Consider the following 17,218-nt stretch of genomic DNA (forward strand, 5'->3'; position numbering starts at 1 on the left):
AGGAGTCAGGAGCGTCCGCCCGCCTTGGGCTTCGCTCAACTGAAGCGCGAACCTCCCGCGGTCATCGCAACATCAGACCCAGGCACCACTCCCGCGCCAGCGGGTTCGTACAAGTCGGCGTTCGTAGACGTTCGCCTTCCCCCACACGTCGGCGATTGCCTCGACGACAGGCATCGCCGCCGCCTGAGCGGCGGCCGAAAAAACGGGACCCCGCGCGGCGCAGCCGGACAGGCGGCGCAAGGTCGGTTTCGCACTGGCGGCGATCGCCGACAGGGCGAAAGCGGGCGTGCCGCCCGGCTGCGACGCGCGAGTGCCCACGGGGCCCATATCAGGCCCCGCACCCTGCCGCGGCCCGCGCAGCGGCCCGGCAGTGTGCGTCCCTGCCCCGCTCCAACAGGCCGGCCCGGCCGGCCCGCGCCAGCGATCGCGACCGTTAGGCCGAGACCGGCTCCGCCGGGCTCGGTGGCGCAGCCATAGAGCGCGGTCGCGCGGACGCCGGTCCGCGCGAGGCGCCGCAGTCAGGTGACAGGGTTTGCGAGGGTCATTCCCGTCAGAGCGCGAGTTGCCTCTGCACCGGCTTCCGCTTTCGGGATCTGCCGCCGATCTCCTCGATCACAAACATGTGCGCCGGCGGCGTCGCCAGCAGTTCGCCTTCGGGCACGGTGCCGTCGAGCCAGTCCATGACCTGGCGGCGCAACACGATCGCGCCGTGCCGGTCCTGATAGTGCGACACCTCGGCATTGGCGGCGATGGTGATCACCCGGAACGCCAGCGGCCAGCCGTTCATCGCCGGCTCCCAAAACCCCGCGAGATAGAAGAAATTGCCGTCGTCGAGCGTGACCCGGTAGTCCTTCTTGCCAACCTTCATTCGGAATTCCGAAGCGGGGATCAGGCAGCGATGCGCGGGAAAGGTCTTGCCCTCCGATCGAACGAAGCGGAACTCGACGCCGTCGCTGAACCGCGGGTTGGAACCCCAGTGCGCATTGACCACTTCCTTCTTGCCTGAACCGTCGCGCTTGTATCGAATGATCGGACGAAGGGTGCCCTCCGCCGCATCCGAGGCGAACGGGGTTGCGGTGTTTCGTCGAAGGCCTGCGGCTGAACCTCGGTACCGAGATTCCGATCGCGAGCCTGGCGCTCACGGACACGGGCGAACAGCCACCGCCATCTTCCTTGAGCGGAACCACTGGGATGCGGATTACAGCATGGCTCTCGCCGCGCTGATGGCTTCGCCAGGTGTCGAGCACGCCACCTGGTCGCCAGGGCGCAGCCTGGCTCCGGCACGGGCCAGATCTGCCGCTGTGCCACACCGCGCTAACACCACCCTGAATTAGCAGATCAGTACTTGTGTTGGCGCTCGTAGAAATCCCGATAGTGTGGACGCGGGAAATTCCGGAGCGATCGACCGCGCGCTGGCAGGAGGTGGTCACGAATTTCCGTTTCTTCACGGCTTTGGGCGTGCTCGGGTCATACGCCGCCCAACGCCTGGTCAGATCGGTTCTCACCGAAAATCCTGTCGGCGGCGCGATCCCATTCCGCAACCAGATCGATGCCCTGCTGATCGCGCAACCAGATATCTTCCAGGCCCCCCATCAGGCCAAGCAGGTGGATCGCGACGGATCGCGGTGCATCAACCTTATCCTGCAGCATCGCCGTAAACGTCTCGAGCGCCATCGCTGTACGTTTCTGAAAGTAGTCGAACGCAGGATGTTGCGGATAGACCGCTTCCGTCCGCAACATCGAATAGAGGCGCACCAGTTCAGGCTGGCCGCTATTGTGCGCGACGATATTGTGCAGGATCGTCCTGACATCGGTGAGCGAGAGCTGATCGGCCGCAGCGTCCGCCGGGATCGCCATCCCGGCAAACGCCAGGCGGGAATCGCGTTCGTCGCGGTCTTTCAACAGCGCCACAAGCAGCGCGACCTTTGAGCCGAAATGGTGCAGCACCCCGGCGACGGTCAGGCCGCAATTGTCTGCCAGCTCCTTGATTGTGAAACCGTAATAGCCGCGCTGGCCGATAATCCGGATTGCCTCGTCCAGGATCATTCGCGGCCGCGCGGTGAAGCGTTTACGCTGCAGGGTCAAGGCGTCGGTCATCCCGGCGAGCGATCAATGGTAGGGCACGGTGGCATGGTCACCAGCGTTCTAGGTCCGTCCTGAGGCCTTGCCAACCTCCTAAGTGCTCAGTAAGTTACCCGGAAGAAAGCCCGCGCTGGCGCAGGGTATGCAAGGGCGAGGGGGATCACGATGGCTCGGACATTATCGCTGACGCGCAGGACGCTGCTGGGATCCTGCGCTGCGCTGATCGCGAGCCGCGCGGCGGCAGCAGCGGACATGGCTTATCGTAACACGCGCGTGCCGATGGAGGACCGCGTCCGCGACTTGCTCGCCCGCATGACGCTTGAAGAGAAGGTCGCGCAGGTCCGCTCGATGTGGATGTCGAAGAGCCGGCTACTCGACGGCGACGTCTTCTCGCCCGAAAAGGCGGCAGCGGCGATCGCCGACGGCATTGGCCAGATCGGGATGCCGCACGATACGATCGGCAGCGCGCGGATGCCGCGGACGATCTGGGCGACACGCAAGGAGGCGGTCGATTTCGTCAACGGGGTGCAGCGCTTCCTGCTCGAGAAGACCAGGCTCGGCATTCCCGCGCTGTTCCATGACGAGGCTGCGCACGGTTATGTCGCCGATGGCGCGACGATCTTCCCGAGCCCGCCGGCGCTGGGCAGCACCTGGGATCCGGCGTTGGTCGAGCGCGTCTTTACTGTCGCCGGGCGCGAGGCACGGCTGGGCGGCGCAACAATCGTCCTCGCCCCCGTGATCGATCTGATGCGCGAACCGCGCTGGGGGCGAGCGGGCGAAACGTTTTCCGAAGACCCGCACCTCACCGCGCAGATGGGCATCGCCGCAGTGCGCGGGTTGCAGGGGCGGACTCGACCGCTGGCGCGCGACCGCGTCTTCGTGACGCTCAAGCATTTCGTCCACGGATCGCCCGAGAACGGAGTCAACATCGCGCCTGCTGACACCAGCGAGCGCAATCTGCGCGAGAACTACCTCGTGCCGTTCGCAGAGGTCATCAAGGCGACCAATCCGGCGGCGATCATGCCGTCCTACAACGAAGTGAACGGCGTCCCCGCACATGCGAGCCACGAGCTGCTGACTGTGACAGGACGCGAGCGGCTCGGGTTCACAGGGGCCTATCTCAGCGACTATGGCGGCGTCACGAACCTCGTCACCGATCATCACGTCGCCACCGACACCGGCGAAGCGGCGATCCTCGCGCTGAAGGCCGGCGTGGATGCGGAGCTGCCGGACGGCGAGGCCTTTGCCAGGCTCCCTGCACTGATCCGCGCGGGGCGTGTGTCGGCGACGTTGCTCGATGCCGCGGTCGCGCGCATCCTGACGCTCAAATTCGAGGCTGGGCTCTTCGAGAATCCCTATGCCGACGTCAGGCTGGCGACGCGAGGCACCAACATGGCGGCGGACATCGCGCTCGCGCGTACCGCGGCGCAGAAGGGCATCGTCCTGCTCAGGAACGATGGCGTCCTGCCGCTCGATCCCCGCAAGAAGACGAGACTCGCGGTGATTGGGCCGAATGCGGTCGAGCCGATGTTCGGGGGCTATTCGGGCATCAACGCAAACGCGGTCGGCATTCTCGATGGGCTGATGGCCGCTGGCACCGCGCTGTCGATCGAATATGCCGAGGGCGTTCGTCTGACCGACGCGGAAACGGGACCCAGCGTGCTCGGGCCTTTCGCTGCGCTCGCCGGACCCGCGGTCATTCGCACTTCGCATGCAGACAATGCGGAACGCATTCGCAGAGCGGTCGAGCTGGCGCAACGGTCCGACATCGTCCTGTTGGTGCTCGGCGACAACGCCACGATCACGCGCGAAGCCGTCCTGAACATTCGGCCGGGCGACCGCGATACGCTCGGCCTGTACGGCGATCAGGACGAACTGGTCGAGGCGATGCTTGCACTCGGCAAGCCGGTCGTCGCCTTGCTGCTCAACGGGCGGCCGCTGGCGGTCACGCGGCTTGCGGAAAAGGCTAACGCGCTGCTCGAAGGCTGGTATCTCGGGCAGGAGGGCGGAAACGCCTTTGCCGATATCCTGTTCGGCAAGGTGTCGCCCGGCGGCAAGCTCACAGTGTCGATCCCGCGCGCCGTCGGCGATCTTCCGGTCTTCTACAATCGCCACCCGTCGGCGCGTGCGCGCCCCTACATCGAAGGCGATCCAGCCCCGCTCTATCCGTTCGGACACGGGTTGAGCTATACGACCTTCGACATGTCGCCACCGCGCGTCGGCAGCGCCGAAGTCCGCAGCGGCGATGGTACGACGGTCGAGGTCGAAGTCACGAATAGCGGCAACCACGTGGGCGACGAGGTCGTGCAGCTCTATATCCGCGACGAAGTAAGCTCGGTACCCCGCCCCGTCATGGAACTGAAGGGGTTCGAGCGAGTGACGTTGAAGCCCGGCGAGAAGCGCGTCGTTCGCTTTACCATCACGCCAGACATGCTCGCGTTCTGGGATATCGACATGAAGTGGACGGTCGAGCCTGGCCTGTTCACGATCTCGGCCGGTGCCAGTTCCGCTACGCTCAAATCGACGAAGCTGCGCGTGCTGTGACGCCGGCAGTATCCCACCCGCTTCGAAGGAATTGCTCGATGACGACCAAGTTGCTGAAATTGACTCGCGCGACCGGCCTGTTCGCGGCGCTCCTCGCGCAGGCCGTGCCGGCCGCGGCGCAGATGCCGGAGTTCAAGCGCATTCCAGCCCCTGTCGATGCGGCGGCGATCCCGCTCTATGCCGGCCAAGCGCCGGGCTCCGAAACGCGCACGGAACCCGAAGTCTGGGACATGATGTCGGGCAACCGAGTCGTGCGCAATGTCGGTCGCCCGACGATCACTCCCGTGCTGCCCGCAGCGGGCAAGGCCAGCGGCGCCGCCGTCGTGATCGTACCGGGCGGCGGGTTCAAGTTCCTTTCGATGGACGGTGAAGGCTGGCCGATCGCGCGCTGGCTGGCGGATCACGGCATCGCCGCGTTTGTCCTGAAATATCGGCCGAACGAGACGCCGGGCGACGAGGCCACCTTCACGCAGAAGATGATCGCCGATTTCATGAAGGCGATGTCGGATCCGAACGCCACGCTGCCGCTGAACGAGCCGCTCGCTACAGCCGACACGTTGCAGGCGATCAAGCTGGTCCGCGAAGGTGCGGCGAAGTGGCAAATCGATCCGGCACGGGTCGGGCTGATCGGCTTTTCGGCGGGCGCGGTCGCGACGTTGGAGGCGGCCACGGCCTCGCCAGTCGCGGCGCGCCCAAACTTTTTCGGCTACATCTACGGGCCGATGGCGGCGGCCGCGGCGGTGCCGGCAGATGCGCCGCCAATGTTTGTCGCAATCGCGATGGACGACAGCCTGTTCGGCAAACAGGGCTTCGGGATCGTCGAGAGCTGGCGCGCGGCCAAGCGCCCAGTCGAGCTGCACGCGTATGAAAAGGGCGATCACGGCTTCGGCTTAGGCAAGCCAGGTACGACGACGATGATGATGATGCCGGAATTCAACGCTTGGTTGGACGCGCGCGGGCTGCTGAGACCGGCGAAATAGGCTCGCTAGGCAGGGGCGTTCTGACGGATCGGCGCAAGGGAGCCTCGTCACGACATCGGTCGGAGCTACGACGCGTCGCGCCGGCGCCCCATGGCGCCATGGGATCCGTGACCGTAGCCGGCTGGCGCTCCGGTGCAGCCGGCGATATGCCAGCCGGAGCGGCGATGCTCGCAGGATCGGCGAGCTGGTCCACTACCCCCGCTTTTCCCCGAAATGGCCTCGGCGCACTTGCGCCGGGGCCTTCTTTTCTGCTGTCGCCTCGCTAGGCCTGTGCCAGTCCGCGCCGCAGCACCGACCCGGCACACGAGAGCCGTTAGCTGACGATCCAGCCCCCGCCCTCCGGCTCGAAATAGTCGCGGTCGCGAATGTCCATCTCGATGCCGAGCAGTTCGGAGAGGTGTCCGAGCTCCCGGCCGACAAGGTCGTCGAATTGCCGCCCGATCTTCCGAAGTAGCGCGGACCGCGCCTCGAGCGTTTCAAGCATTGGACGCACCGTTCCCTCGGCGAAGCGGCGCGCCCTTGCCCCTTCCAATCCGAATGCCGCGAGAAAAGCCGTCATGTGGCCGGGCCGGAACGAATGGTCATTAAAAAGCGAACCACCCGCTGCCAGGCTTGGAAAGGATCCGTCCCATGCACCCGTCCGTATCGATCAATACCTTGTGTTTCCCGCCGGCGGAGCTGGGAAGTCACGTGGATGCAGTTGCTCGGCTCGGTGCACGTGGCATTAGCCCTGATCTGGAGCAGATAGTTCAGATCGGGTCAGCTACCGCAGCCCAGTTGCTGCGCGACGCGAGTCTGTCGGTTGCGACGCTGACGCATCGTTCCTTCGCGTTTGCGCTTCCCGATGAGGCGACGGCGGCCAGGGCTCGCCTGGAACGAACGCTCGAGATCGCCGCCGAAATCGGCGCGGAGACGGTCATCATGACGACCGGCGGGCGCGGCGACATGATCTGGCCAGACGCAGTTGATCGGTTTGCTGAGGCCGTTGCACCTTGCGCAGAAAGAGCGCGGACGGCCGAGCTGACTCCCCGTTACGACGTTGATTGTCTGCGGAACATCCTCAAGCGATTCGTCCTTGCGGCGCGCCGTCACAATGATGTCGCCGCTGGCGACGCTGGACAGGCCTTCGTGACCAGATCGCTCCGCCCCAGCAGCATCTTTGGATGCAGACTTGCGCCGCTGCCGGTGATGCCATCAACCCGAGAACACTCGCCGACGCGTAAATAAGTGCAGCATTCTTCATATCCCGCCCCCGTTTTTGATTATTACAAACTACACGTCGAAAGATTTTCCTTATATCCGAAAATTGTAGTTTGACTTTCTCTCAACTTAGATACTTCGGATTATCTGCGATCACTCCTTTACCCGATATCGGTCATGACAAGCAGCGCACGATCGGCCCACGACACGAACCTGATTTCGTGCTCCTACGAAATCACCGCTTTGGAGCAGAGCCTGCAGCTGCCGGGAACTTTGGACCGCAGCACCCAGCAGCTGATCGAAGCGCGCTCGTTCGGACCAGATTATCGGCAGAGCATTCGTCTTCACGCCCGTCGCCCGCGCGCTTCCGACAGGAAAGTTGGCGCCGACCTGACTGAGATTATTAACGACCTTTGTCGAAGCTCGCGTGACAACGATCTTGATTGGCACGTCCTGCCGCAACTGATCGTTGATCTGCTTGAACGCCGCGCCGATCTCCATGAACTGTGATTTGCGCGCGGCAATAATCTCCGCATTCGTCCGTGCCTGCGCGTAAGCAGCGGATGCCGTCATGACAGTCAGTGCAAGTGCAACGAAAACTTTGGCCCTCATCAACTCGATATCCCTGGCGTTAAATTCAACTCGGCAAACTTTCACCGATTAGCTCTTGGGTGAAAATGAATCGCAGACGCTGGCCGGCGTCACCGCCCCGCCGCTGAGCAGAACGCATTTCCCGCAAGTATCCGACGTCGGCGTGAAAAAGCCGCAGAGCTCGCACCTGCGCTTGGGGTCCGACGATGTCGCATGGTAGCCGATTGAGCGCCGCAGTCCCTGATCGCGGGGATTTCCGGTGGGGCAAGGCAGAGCCTGCGCCTGCGCTGGTGCCGCGACCGGTGCGAGCACCGCTCCGATCGCGGCGGCGGCCATACCTCCGAGCAAGCCACGCCGCGCCGAGCATGCCTTACTGCGGCCATCTTCGCGAGCCTCTGGCTGCAACTCGCTCCCTTCGTCGTTCATTATCTGCCGATTACCTCGATTTCGCGAACGTCTGGACCGGCGCCTTGTCCGGCCTCACGATGAAAGCCGGGATCGCCTCGATGCGAAAAGCCGTGGAGATCGTCGTGCACTTGCCGGTCTTGGCATCGCGCCCGCCGTCGGCGAATTTCTGCATGTTCCACCACATGCCGTTGCATGGAATGCCCGTGTACGGCTCGCCGATCGCGTCGCCGCCGCCGCTGCGCAGTGTTGGTTCGATGGGCTTGTACCCGCCGAGATAACCCTTCGCATTGCCGTTCGCGAGCAAGTTCAGCTTCAGACGCGGCCGATCGAGCTGCATCGGTGGGAACGAACTGGTCAGCATGATGTCGGGAATCAGCATCCGCGAGATCGGCGTGGTTTCCAGCACGCCGTTAACGATCCGCCCCTTGAGCTGCGCGTGGAGCCGGGGGTCGGTCTTGGGCGCTAGGCTTGCGTTGGCCAGCACGTTTCCGGTCGGGTCCTTGACCATCGTGTCTTCGCCCGCGAACAGATCGACGGTGACATCCGGATCGTTGCGACGATCGTCGACATTGCTGATCTGGATCAGCATCGACCACATGCCGTCACGCATGACCTGTGTGAAATAGGGCGTGAGAGTGCCCTTCTCGCGCGTACCGCTGGTGCACGCCATCAGGCGCCCGTACTGATTGTCGATGCCGGGTTCGTTGTTCTCGCCGATATACTGCTTGTGGCCGCACGAATAGCCGTCGTCGGGCGCTTCGGAGGTCGACCCATCGAGGTTGAGCCCGTCGTTGCGATCGCCCGAGAGCGAGATCATGTTCGGATCGTCGCCCTTCCAGGGTTCGCGGCATACGTTGATGCCGGGCTTGCCTTTCTCGTTCATCAGCCGGGCCAGCTCACGCATGTTCTCGCGCTTCAGCAGGCGGTCACGCTCCTCTTGCGGGAACTGCTTGAGGAACTCCGCGGAAGTCACGATCTTCTGCATGCCTTGCGGACAGGCCTCGGGACCCTGGTACATGGCGTAATAGAAATAGGTCGCGACGAAGCCCATCTGCCGGCCCGGCGGCGTGCCCGCCGCGACGAGTTCTGGCTGCAGCGCTGCCGCTGCGACCCGAACGCCGGCGGAATCGGCGGTCGCCGGCGCACCGCCACCGAACGCCATGACGCCGACCGCGAACGAGGTACCCATGGCAGCGACCAAGCCGCCGACCCGGGCGTACCGGGAGACGGTGTGATTCAGCGAAACGCGCACTCGCGAGACCTTCTCGGCAAGCGTCCTCGTCATGGGGTGGCTCCTTTCACTTGCTTGGCATCACCGCGGTCCGCGACTTTGCGCGTCGATCGTCGATCGGCAGGAATCTGCACCGCCTTCCAGACTCCGCCGGCATCGGCGCCGCGAACGTCGCCCGGGACGAGATCGTCGCTGTAGGTGTAGACGAGCTTCTTTCGGAACGCCCACTGACGGATCCCGTCAGGACGATTCACAGGCTGCCAATCACCGACCGGTCGTACGAGTTCGGGCGCCGGCAGCGGTTGCCATATCTCGAGGCACTCGGCGAGGCAGGCTGGTTGCCTGCCATCGCGAGAGAACGTGTAAAGCGTGTGCCCGCGATAGTCGGCAAGGAAGAAGGCCCTGTCGCGCTGGTTGATCTTCGCCGCCGGCGGCGTGACCAGCGCCGGTGCCCGCACGTCGTACTCCAGCTGATGCCAGCCGCGCACCTTCTCCGGGTCGGCTGCGCTGGGATTCAGGCTGCGCACGGAAAGATAGACCGGTCGGCCCTTATAGGCCCATTGGGTAGGCCGCGAGGGGCGCGTCACCGGCTTCCAGTCGCCAATGCCCGGATCGGCGGACACCGCGAGAAACGGATACCACATGGTCAGGCACTCGCCGACGCAATCGTTTCCATTCGTATCGCCATCGTAAACATAGAGCCGCGCGCCGCGGGTCCCGACCGGGAAGCTCACATCGCCGTGAACTTCGGACTTCACCTCGGGCGGCAGGGGACCGTCGCCGACTATGACCGCTGTGGCAGCCGCGAAAACGAACGCGAGCACGGCTAAATCAGCAGTTCTGATATGGGGCTCGACACGTCGAGCGACTGAGAGCCGAACGATCCCGCTCGGACGCCCATCGCGTGCATTGCGGTAAGACCCGTTTTGGTCACCGCAGCGCCCGGCTGCCGGACGTGGACACCAGGTCGCAGCCGGCCTCCGGCGCGGCCGATGAAGAGCACGGGAAGCTCATCGAGCGCGTGCTCCTTGGCATAGGACGTGTCGGAGTGGGCATAGATAAGCATGTTGTCGAGCAACGAGCCGGCGCCTTCCTTCGCGTCCTTCATGCGCGACACGAAATAGGCCAGCGCCTCGACGCTCTGGCCCGAGAACCAGGTCGCATCGACCTGGTATCCGGTCTTTTCGTCGACCGGCTCCTGGTGCGTCAGAACGTGATGGGTATCTGCAGATCCGGCCTTGCGCAGCGTCGAATTGGACGGCGAGAAGACCATGTTGAAAACCTTGGTCTGATGGCACTTCAGAGCCATCACGAGAACGTCGGTGAACAGCTTGTGATTGGCGATAACCTGGCCGATCTCGGTGCTCGATTCGGTCAACTTCGGCGCACCTTTCGGCACTTCGCAAAATTCTGCCGGAGCGGGCTTCTCGAGTTCGAGCGACAGCTGCTGTTCAAGTTCGCGAACCGACGTGAAGTATTCGTCGAGCTTGGCGCGATCCGCGATCGAGGTCTGGCTCATGAGCGCCGTTCGCTCGTCCTGGAACGACGACAGCACACTCCGGCGCAGCATGACCTTCGGATCGGGGGTGAACGTGGCGGAATTGGGATCGACGAAGCCCGGGCCGAAAACGCGCGTATACAGCGCCAGCGGCGATAGCTCTGGCGTCGCGAACGACCCCGCGCCCGTCGTGCTGTAGGTATCGGTCTTGCCGCCGGCCGCCGCCATGTCGAGCGTCCGGAACCGCACGCCGCCACCGATCGCCTTGGCGATCAGCGCATCGAACGAGGGATCCTGGATATCTTCCTTGGTCCGCGGCGCATGCCCCGTGCGCAGGGCCCAAACCGCCGAGATGTGTGGCTCATTTGCACGGCCATCGAGCAGCGCGGCATAACCGGTCGCCACCGACATATCCTTCTGAAACGCCGCAAGCGGCTGCAATTCCGGCGTGATGGACCAATTGGCACCGGTAGCCTCTGGGGTCCACCGTTCCGGGTTCATGCCGCAGCCCCAATGCCAGGTGCCGAAGCGGACAGGAATCGGCGTACCCGTGGCTGCGAATGCGGTGCCGCTGTCGTTCAGCGCCATGTCCAGCAAGGGCAGCGCGAGCGTGACGGCGGCACCATTGAGCGCAGAGCGGAAAAAGCGCCTGCGGGTAATGTCATGAACCATTGGAAGACTCCGTTGTCTTACGGACCTGATCTGCGCGCGCCATTGCCGCGCCGCCCGCGGCAAGCATTTTGCGAAACTCGCTGCTGAGCGCGACGGCTCGGAAGACCGCCCGAAGCTTAAGGTCGCTCGGAAGAGCGCCCTGCGTTTCACCGACAGCCTTGATGAGCGGCTCGTCATCCGGCGATCGACCAAGCGCGTAGCTGTAGGCACGGCTGACCAGGCACTGTCCGGTCGAAGGGTCGCTGGCCATCGCCTTGCCAAGACCTTCCATGCTCGAGAACTTATGCACGCCAAGTTCGCCGGACGCATCGATGGGGACACCATTCTCGGCGGTCCGCATACCCGCGCCACCATCGAAATTCTCCATCGCCAAGCCCAGCGGGTCCATCAGCTTATGGCAGCCGGCGCACATCGCTTCGCTATTGTGTGCGGAAAGCCGCTGGCGTGCCGTCGCAAAGCGCGGATCCTTGACGTTTTGCACGATCGCGAAATCGACGTTTGCGGGCGGTGCCGGCACTTGCTGGCAAAGCAGTAGCTCACGAACTGCCTTGCCGCGTAGCGTCGGCGAGCTGCGGCCCGGATGGGAATGCCCCATCAGGAAGGCAGGCTGGGCGAGAATGCCGACACGTGGATCGTCAGCGGCGAATTCATGGGCCTCCCAACCCGCCCGGGAGGTGACCGGCAGGCCGTAAAGCACGCCGAGCGACCGCGAAAGAAACGTGCGGCGCGTGGTGAACAGCGTGCCATAATCCTCATTTCGGCGGACGAGCACGTCGACGATAGTACGCAAGGTCTGCTCACGCGCGTCGAGCGCGATTCGCGAATTGAACCGCGGGTAGATCTGCGGATCCTTTTGCAGGGAATCGAGATCGGACAGAGCCAGCATGTCGGAAAAGAACGCCCGGGTTCCAGCCTCAAGCCGCGGCGAGGCCAGCAGCCGATCGACCTGCTTGGCCAGACCGGCGTCGGTCGCCAGCTCGCCGCGCTCCGCCGCGTCGAGCAGCTGATCATCCGGGGCCGCGTTCCACAACATGAAGCTGAGCCGGGAAGCGATTGAATAGCTGTCGAGTATGAGCTCGCCGTTGCTTCGCACGGCTCGTTCTGTGCGAAACAGGAACGGCGCGGAATCGAGCATGGCGACGAGCGAGGTCGAGATACCTTCGAAAAAGTCCTTCCTCGACTCCGCGCCCATTCGTGCAAGCTTGACGAACTTGTCAGCCTCTGAAGGTTGCAGCGGACGACGATAGAGAAAGCGTCCAGCGCGGATCAAGAACCTACGCGCACAATTGTCGTCGGCAGATTTCGTGTCGGCCGGTTCACAGGCAATCAAGGCGCCGCGATGCGATGGATCGATGATCTGCGCCGCGATTTCTTGAGCGGCAGCGTCGTACATCGCCAGACCCGACGTGTTGATCGATGTCCGCGTCGTACCGATCGCGATAAGCCCGTCGCGGCGGGCGTCAGGCTGAAGGCGACCGGATATCTTGATATCAGCGCCGAAAATGTCGCTAATCGACCGGCGGTACTGTTCCTCGGTCAGTCTGCGGATGGACACAATTTCATCGGAATTTTGAGCCGATGGCACATCGGCAGACGCAGCTCCTCCCTGCATCGTCGATGCAATCGAAGCAATTGCCGCGGCCGCACAAAGCAGCAGGCTAGACCTTCCGAAACGCCTCAACCCCATGTCCAACCTTTTGCTCAGGATGCATTGCATTATTGGGATTTCCGGACCTCTCTAAGGTCCAATTCCGAGGCCATCTTTGGCTTCGTTTCATGCCAAGTCCAATGCTAGTTAGCACTAGAGGCATAGCAGGATTACATATATAGCCGCCAAAACGCCCGGCTGCGCGCCACGATATTGGAGCATATGGTGCTGGAATTCTACCTGCTAAGGCACTTCATAGCGGTCGCCGAAACCCGCAGCTTCACGCGCGCCGCGGCAGCGCTTAATTCAACGCAGCCCGTTGTCAGTCGAACGATCAAACGGCTTGAGGAAATCGTCGGCACGCCACTGCTACATCGGACTACTAGAAGCCTGAGCCTTACACCGGCCGGTGAAGCATTTCTGGGCGATGTCAGACTGGCTGTCGATCAGATTGCCGTTGCGACGGAAAAGGCAAGGCGGATTGGTCGGGGGCCGCGTGCGAAGTTGCGAATCGCGGCATGCCCGTCCGTCGATCCGCTGTTCTTTGCTGGCGGCCTACAGGATTTTCGTAGCCATTGGCCTGACGTTGAACTTGAGCTCAAGCCGATAAATGGTCTGCTTCAGGAGCGGGCTTTGCTTTCGGCTGAGATAGACATCGGCATTTGCCATTGCTCGGCGTCCGAGCGATCACCTGACCTCGATTTCGCCTACTTGGCTCGCGAAGCTCCCATGGTTGTCGTGCCCGCTATTTGGAAATTGGGTTTGCAAAGTGCGCGGCTCGAATATTTTCGCGAGACGCGATGGATATTTCCTGATCGAGAGGTAGCGCCACGGGAGTTCGAGAGACTTTTGCAGATTTGCCGAAAGTCCGGGTTCGAACCAAACATCGTTGCTACGGCATGTAATAGTGCCGAAAGCGCGCTCTTGCTTTCGACTGGCTACGGCGCGATGTTCGCTTTGCGATCGGAGTCTGGGCCTGACCCGCTTCGCGGATATGACTTCATCGAAATCGAAGATTATATTGATGACTATCGCGATATTTATATAGCCTGGGTGCAGTCCGCGTCCTCGGAAATAATCGCCGATTTCGTTAATCGCGTCGTGCCAGATCGCAATCCGCCAGTTCATACTGAGAGATTGTCACTCGCAGCAAATTTTGCACTCGTTCCAACTGCTCTAGTCGCCTACCTTTCGTTGGGGGAAATGATCCCATTTTATTGATGAGATTGAGCTCGTGCGAGAGCGCTGGTTTTCGCTATTACAGCCGAAACAACGATCATCAATAGGTGCGAAAAACAGCACGGCTATGAGGAGCGCGTGAAGAACGGTATGCTTCCAGGCATAATTCACCATATCTAGGCATATAGATTTCAAATGCGCCGATAATTGATGCCCCCCCTCAATCAGGACGCCTGATGTTCGGTCCCGGGGTTTGATGGTGCGGGTCTGATGTGACGCGGTGGGCTTCATTTGTCGTAAGCGAAGGCTGAGCCCCACCTTGCGGGTGTGAGCCGCATGGCCGAGTTTCACCGCCTTTGATCAGGCGGAGGTCGTTAGTGCTATGACGATGTCATGTGACGATGCTGGCACTAGCGGGGTTCAGCGGTTCGAGGTCTTCACCGGCGCGGGGAAGCGTCGGGACTGGCTACCCGAGGTCAAGGTCTCGATCGTCGCGGAAAGCTATTCCGGCCAAGAGTCCGTCAGCGCCGTTGCTCGGCGGCACGGCATGATCCCCTCGCAGCTTTTCACCTGGCGCCGTGAACTGCGCAAGCAGATGGAAGCCCAAGGTTTCGCGCTTCCGGTTGCCCCGGCGCCCGCATCTCTCTTCGTTCCCGCAGTGATAGAACCGTCGCCGCCGAGCGAGGTGCTTCCCGTTGTCAAGCGTCCGCGGCGTCGGCGCCGATCGTCTCCGAGCGCGGTGGAGCTGGAGATAGATGGTGTGGCGGGGAGGATCGCCCGCGGTACCGATAAAGGGCTGATCGCCGCGGTGATCGAAGCGCTCAAGGGTACGCGATGATCGGACCTCGTGTTGGCGCGCGCGTCATGATCGCAACGCGGCCAGTGGATTTTCGCAACTATGCGGCGACCATAATTATGCGGAGCCCTAGAACGCTGATTGATAGATTAAGGCGTATTTACATATAGTTGATTGACAGGGCGTCTGCTCGCACCCCGCATAACTATGCTCCCTCGCGATGGCTCAACATCGTGAGGAGAGCAAAGATGGACGCCGATAATCATAATCACTGGTTTCTCGATCCGGGACCTTTGTCGTCATGGATCGATCACTTCGCAGCCGATCTCGCCGCTCAGAGATATGCCTCCCTGACTATTGAAGGTTACGCGGCCTCGGCGCGTCATTTCGCGACGTGGCTCTGTAGCGCAGGCATCTCAGTCGATGCGATCGACGACGAAGTCGTTCGCCGCTTTGCGGAACATCGGTGCCGATGCCCCGGTGGGCGGCGATGGCAGAGCGTATCAGGCGACTATTGGCGTCGCGCCAGGCGGTTCGTTGGTTTCCTGCGACAGGTCGGTGTTGTGCGACCGCCCTTGGAGAAGGCATCACCGTTTCCCCCGCTTGAGGACTATCGAAGCTGGTTGCGCGTTCACCGGGGCCTGTCGGAACGGACCATCGCCCGTCATCTTTACCACCTGCATAGACTGTTGCCGGCGCTGGGTACGGCGACGCGCGACTATGATGCCGCCCGGATCCGTAATGTTGTCCGCGAGTGGCGCGAGCAAACCGGGCGGCCGACCTGAGGACCATAACGAGCGCCTTGCGCAGCTACCTTCGCTTCCTCGCGGGCGTCGGCCTGTGTCGGCCCAACCTCGACCACGCCATCCCGCCCGTCTTGCAATGGCGCCTTTCGTCGTTGCCGCGGTATCTTGCCGCCGCAGATGTCGAACAGGTCATTACATCCTGCGATAAACTCACCAGAGGGCGCCTGCGGGACCGTGCGATCCTGCTCCTGCTGGCACGCCTGGGACTGCGGGCCGGGGATGTCGCGGGGCTCAGACTGAGCGATAGCGACTGGACGTCTGGTATGCTTCGCTTGAGCGGCAAAGCGCGCCGCCAGGTTCGGCTACCGTTGCCGCAGGATGTCGGTGATGCGCTTCTCGCCTACATCGAGCAGGAACGACCGCGCGTTGGTCAGGATGCTGTCTTTCTCATGATGGTCGCGCCCTACCGATCATTCGCGCAGTCCAGCCATGTTTCCACGATCGTAGCGCTGGCGCTGAAGCGTGCGGGCATTTCCGATGCTCCATCGACTGGAGCCAGCCTGCTGCGCCACTCTGCGGCGACCTCGATGCTGCGCTCGGGCGCCACGCTCGAGGCTGTCGGTACGGTGTTGCGTCATCGTTCGCTCGATATGACCGCGCATTACGCCAAGGTCGACATTGCGATGCTGGAGCAGATTGCCCAGCCCTGGCCGGGAGAACCGGCATGCTGAGTCAACTCCTCGCCGATCATGCAGCGCTGCACCGCGCGCTGGGATTCAAGTTCCGGACACCCGGCATCCTGTTGCGCAACTTCACCTTCGCCGAGCGGCGCGGTGAGTGTGTCGTAACGACGGAGACCGTGCGCGAGTGGGCACTGCAGGCGCCATCGCCCGAACAACGACGTAACCGCCTTCTGACAGCGCGCCGCTTCGCGATCGCTATGAACGCCGAAGATCCGCGCCATGAGGTACCCTCGGCGGACCTTTTCGGCCGCGCCAGTCACCGACGCCGCACGCCCTATATCTACGATCCCGCGGATATCCGCCGGCTGATCAATGCCGCGCATCGCCTTGGTCCCGATGGTTCGATCCGGCCGCTCACCTACGCCACGATGTTCGCGCTGATCGCGGCAACCGGCATGCGCATTTCCGAAGCGCTCAGTGTCCGGCTGCCGGACGTGACCGACGATGGGCTGATCATTGCCCAGACCAAGTTCAAGAAGAGCCGGTTGCTGCCGCTCCACCCGACGACCCGACGCGCCTTGGACGGATACATCAAGACTCGCCTGAAGGAAGCAAGTCAGAGCGATGCACTTTTCATTTCGCATCAAGGGACGCCACTCGCCTATCCGACAGTAATATCAGTTTTCCTGCAGATCGTTCGCTCGATCGGCTTGCGCGCCGATGCGGGCGCGCGAGGACCGCGGATCCACGATCTGCGCCACACGTTTGCCGTCCGATCTCTCGAACGTTGTGCGCACGATGCCGAGGCGGTGGCCCGGCATATCACCGCCCTCAGCACCTATCTGGGCCACGCTCATGTGACCGATACGTACTGGTATCTCCAGGCAACGCCGGAACTAATGGCCCACATGGCGGCGGCCGGCTAGGCCTTGCGTCGGGGAGTGCCGGCATGACCCAGCT

17 protein-coding genes are annotated in these 17,218 nt (G+C 62.8%); 8 read left to right on the plus strand and 9 right to left on the minus strand.

Features of this window, described 5'->3' with window-relative positions; genetic code table 11:
- Positions 1–72: 72 nt before the first annotated feature.
- The 3 genes from KRR38_RS08820 to KRR38_RS08830 all read right to left on the minus strand — a co-directional run bounded on the left by KRR38_RS08820 (position 73) and on the right by KRR38_RS08830 (position 2,097).
- Entirely contained in the window at positions 73–318 is a 246-nt protein-coding gene (locus KRR38_RS08820; RefSeq protein ID WP_217400640.1) for a hypothetical protein, read from the minus strand.
- A 232-nt stretch (positions 319–550) separates the two neighbouring features.
- Positions 551–1,030, minus strand: coding sequence for an SOS response-associated peptidase family protein (locus KRR38_RS08825; protein ID WP_375293453.1), 480 nt, complete (start codon positions 1,028–1,030; stop codon positions 551–553).
- 437 nt (positions 1,031–1,467) lie between these two features.
- Positions 1,468–2,097 carry a TetR/AcrR family transcriptional regulator gene (locus tag KRR38_RS08830; protein WP_217400644.1) on the minus strand — a complete coding sequence of 210 codons (630 nt, stop codon included), beginning with the start codon at positions 2,095–2,097 and terminating at the stop codon, positions 1,468–1,470.
- Between the two features lie 150 nt (positions 2,098–2,247).
- Between KRR38_RS08830 and KRR38_RS08835 the strand changes: the two genes are divergently transcribed.
- Together KRR38_RS08835 and KRR38_RS08840 are read left to right on the plus strand one after the other, a co-directional pair.
- Positions 2,248–4,626, plus strand: a complete 2,379-nt coding sequence (locus KRR38_RS08835) for a glycoside hydrolase family 3 N-terminal domain-containing protein (RefSeq protein ID WP_217400646.1) — start codon at positions 2,248–2,250, stop codon at positions 4,624–4,626.
- A 38-nt stretch (positions 4,627–4,664) separates the two neighbouring features.
- Positions 4,665–5,606 (plus strand): alpha/beta hydrolase, encoded by a 942-nt coding sequence (locus KRR38_RS08840; protein WP_217400649.1) that lies wholly within the window; start codon positions 4,665–4,667, stop codon positions 5,604–5,606.
- A 313-nt stretch (positions 5,607–5,919) separates the two neighbouring features.
- Here KRR38_RS08840 and KRR38_RS08845 read toward each other — a convergent pair whose 3' ends face one another.
- Positions 5,920–6,090 (minus strand): hypothetical protein, encoded by a 171-nt coding sequence (locus tag KRR38_RS08845; RefSeq protein ID WP_217400650.1) that lies wholly within the window; start codon positions 6,088–6,090, stop codon positions 5,920–5,922.
- Between the two features lie 146 nt (positions 6,091–6,236).
- Here KRR38_RS08845 and KRR38_RS08850 point away from each other — a divergent pair, with 146 nt between their 5' ends.
- The gene (locus KRR38_RS08850) at positions 6,237–6,833 is read left to right on the plus strand and encodes a sugar phosphate isomerase/epimerase (RefSeq protein ID WP_217400652.1); all 597 of its coding nucleotides are present in this window, start codon (positions 6,237–6,239) and stop codon (positions 6,831–6,833) included.
- A gap of 126 nt (positions 6,834–6,959) precedes the next feature.
- Here the strand turns inward: KRR38_RS08850 and KRR38_RS37700 are convergent, their stop codons facing one another.
- The 5 genes from KRR38_RS37700 to KRR38_RS08875 all read right to left on the minus strand — a co-directional run bounded on the left by KRR38_RS37700 (position 6,960) and on the right by KRR38_RS08875 (position 12,923).
- Positions 6,960–7,418: a cytochrome c gene (locus tag KRR38_RS37700; RefSeq protein WP_217400655.1), complete on the minus strand. Its 459-nt coding sequence runs from the start codon at positions 7,416–7,418 to the stop codon at positions 6,960–6,962.
- Positions 7,419–7,833: 415 nt separating this feature from the next.
- Positions 7,834–9,090 (minus strand): hypothetical protein, encoded by a 1,257-nt coding sequence (locus KRR38_RS08860; RefSeq protein WP_217400657.1) that lies wholly within the window; start codon positions 9,088–9,090, stop codon positions 7,834–7,836.
- Complete coding sequence (locus KRR38_RS08865; protein ID WP_217400659.1) at positions 9,087–9,860, minus strand: hypothetical protein; 774 nt, start codon at positions 9,858–9,860, stop codon at positions 9,087–9,089. The genes KRR38_RS08860 and KRR38_RS08865 overlap by 4 nt, the downstream gene beginning before the upstream one ends.
- Before the next feature lie 2 nt (positions 9,861–9,862).
- Complete coding sequence (locus tag KRR38_RS08870) at positions 9,863–11,206, minus strand: DUF1552 domain-containing protein (RefSeq protein ID WP_217400661.1); 1,344 nt, start codon at positions 11,204–11,206, stop codon at positions 9,863–9,865.
- Positions 11,196–12,923, minus strand: a complete 1,728-nt coding sequence (locus tag KRR38_RS08875; protein WP_217400663.1) for a DUF1592 domain-containing protein — start codon at positions 12,921–12,923, stop codon at positions 11,196–11,198. Before KRR38_RS08875 ends, KRR38_RS08870 begins: the two co-directional genes overlap by 11 nt.
- Before the next feature lie 156 nt (positions 12,924–13,079).
- Here KRR38_RS08875 and KRR38_RS08880 point away from each other — a divergent pair, with 156 nt between their 5' ends.
- The 5 genes from KRR38_RS08880 (at position 13,080) to KRR38_RS08900 (ending at position 17,184) form a co-directional block, all read left to right on the plus strand.
- Positions 13,080–14,075 (plus strand): LysR family transcriptional regulator, encoded by a 996-nt coding sequence (locus KRR38_RS08880; protein ID WP_217400665.1) that lies wholly within the window; start codon positions 13,080–13,082, stop codon positions 14,073–14,075.
- A 340-nt stretch (positions 14,076–14,415) separates the two neighbouring features.
- On the plus strand, positions 14,416–14,871 hold the full coding sequence (locus KRR38_RS08885; RefSeq protein WP_217400666.1) for a transposase: 456 nt from the start codon (positions 14,416–14,418) through the stop codon (positions 14,869–14,871).
- A 206-nt stretch (positions 14,872–15,077) separates the two neighbouring features.
- Positions 15,078–15,614 carry a hypothetical protein gene (locus KRR38_RS08890; RefSeq protein WP_217400667.1) on the plus strand — a complete coding sequence of 179 codons (537 nt, stop codon included), beginning with the start codon at positions 15,078–15,080 and terminating at the stop codon, positions 15,612–15,614.
- Positions 15,615–15,631: 17 nt separating this feature from the next.
- Entirely contained in the window at positions 15,632–16,306 is a 675-nt protein-coding gene (locus KRR38_RS08895) for a tyrosine-type recombinase/integrase (RefSeq protein WP_217400670.1), read from the plus strand.
- A complete protein-coding gene (locus KRR38_RS08900) occupies positions 16,300–17,184 on the plus strand; it encodes a tyrosine-type recombinase/integrase (RefSeq protein WP_217400672.1) in 885 nt (294 codons plus the stop codon). The genes KRR38_RS08895 and KRR38_RS08900 overlap by 7 nt, the downstream gene beginning before the upstream one ends.
- The last annotated feature ends 34 nt before the right edge of the window (positions 17,185–17,218 follow it).

It is taken from the genome of Novosphingobium sp. G106, assembly GCF_019075875.1.
Lineage (GTDB): Bacteria > Pseudomonadota > Alphaproteobacteria > Sphingomonadales > Sphingomonadaceae > Novosphingobium.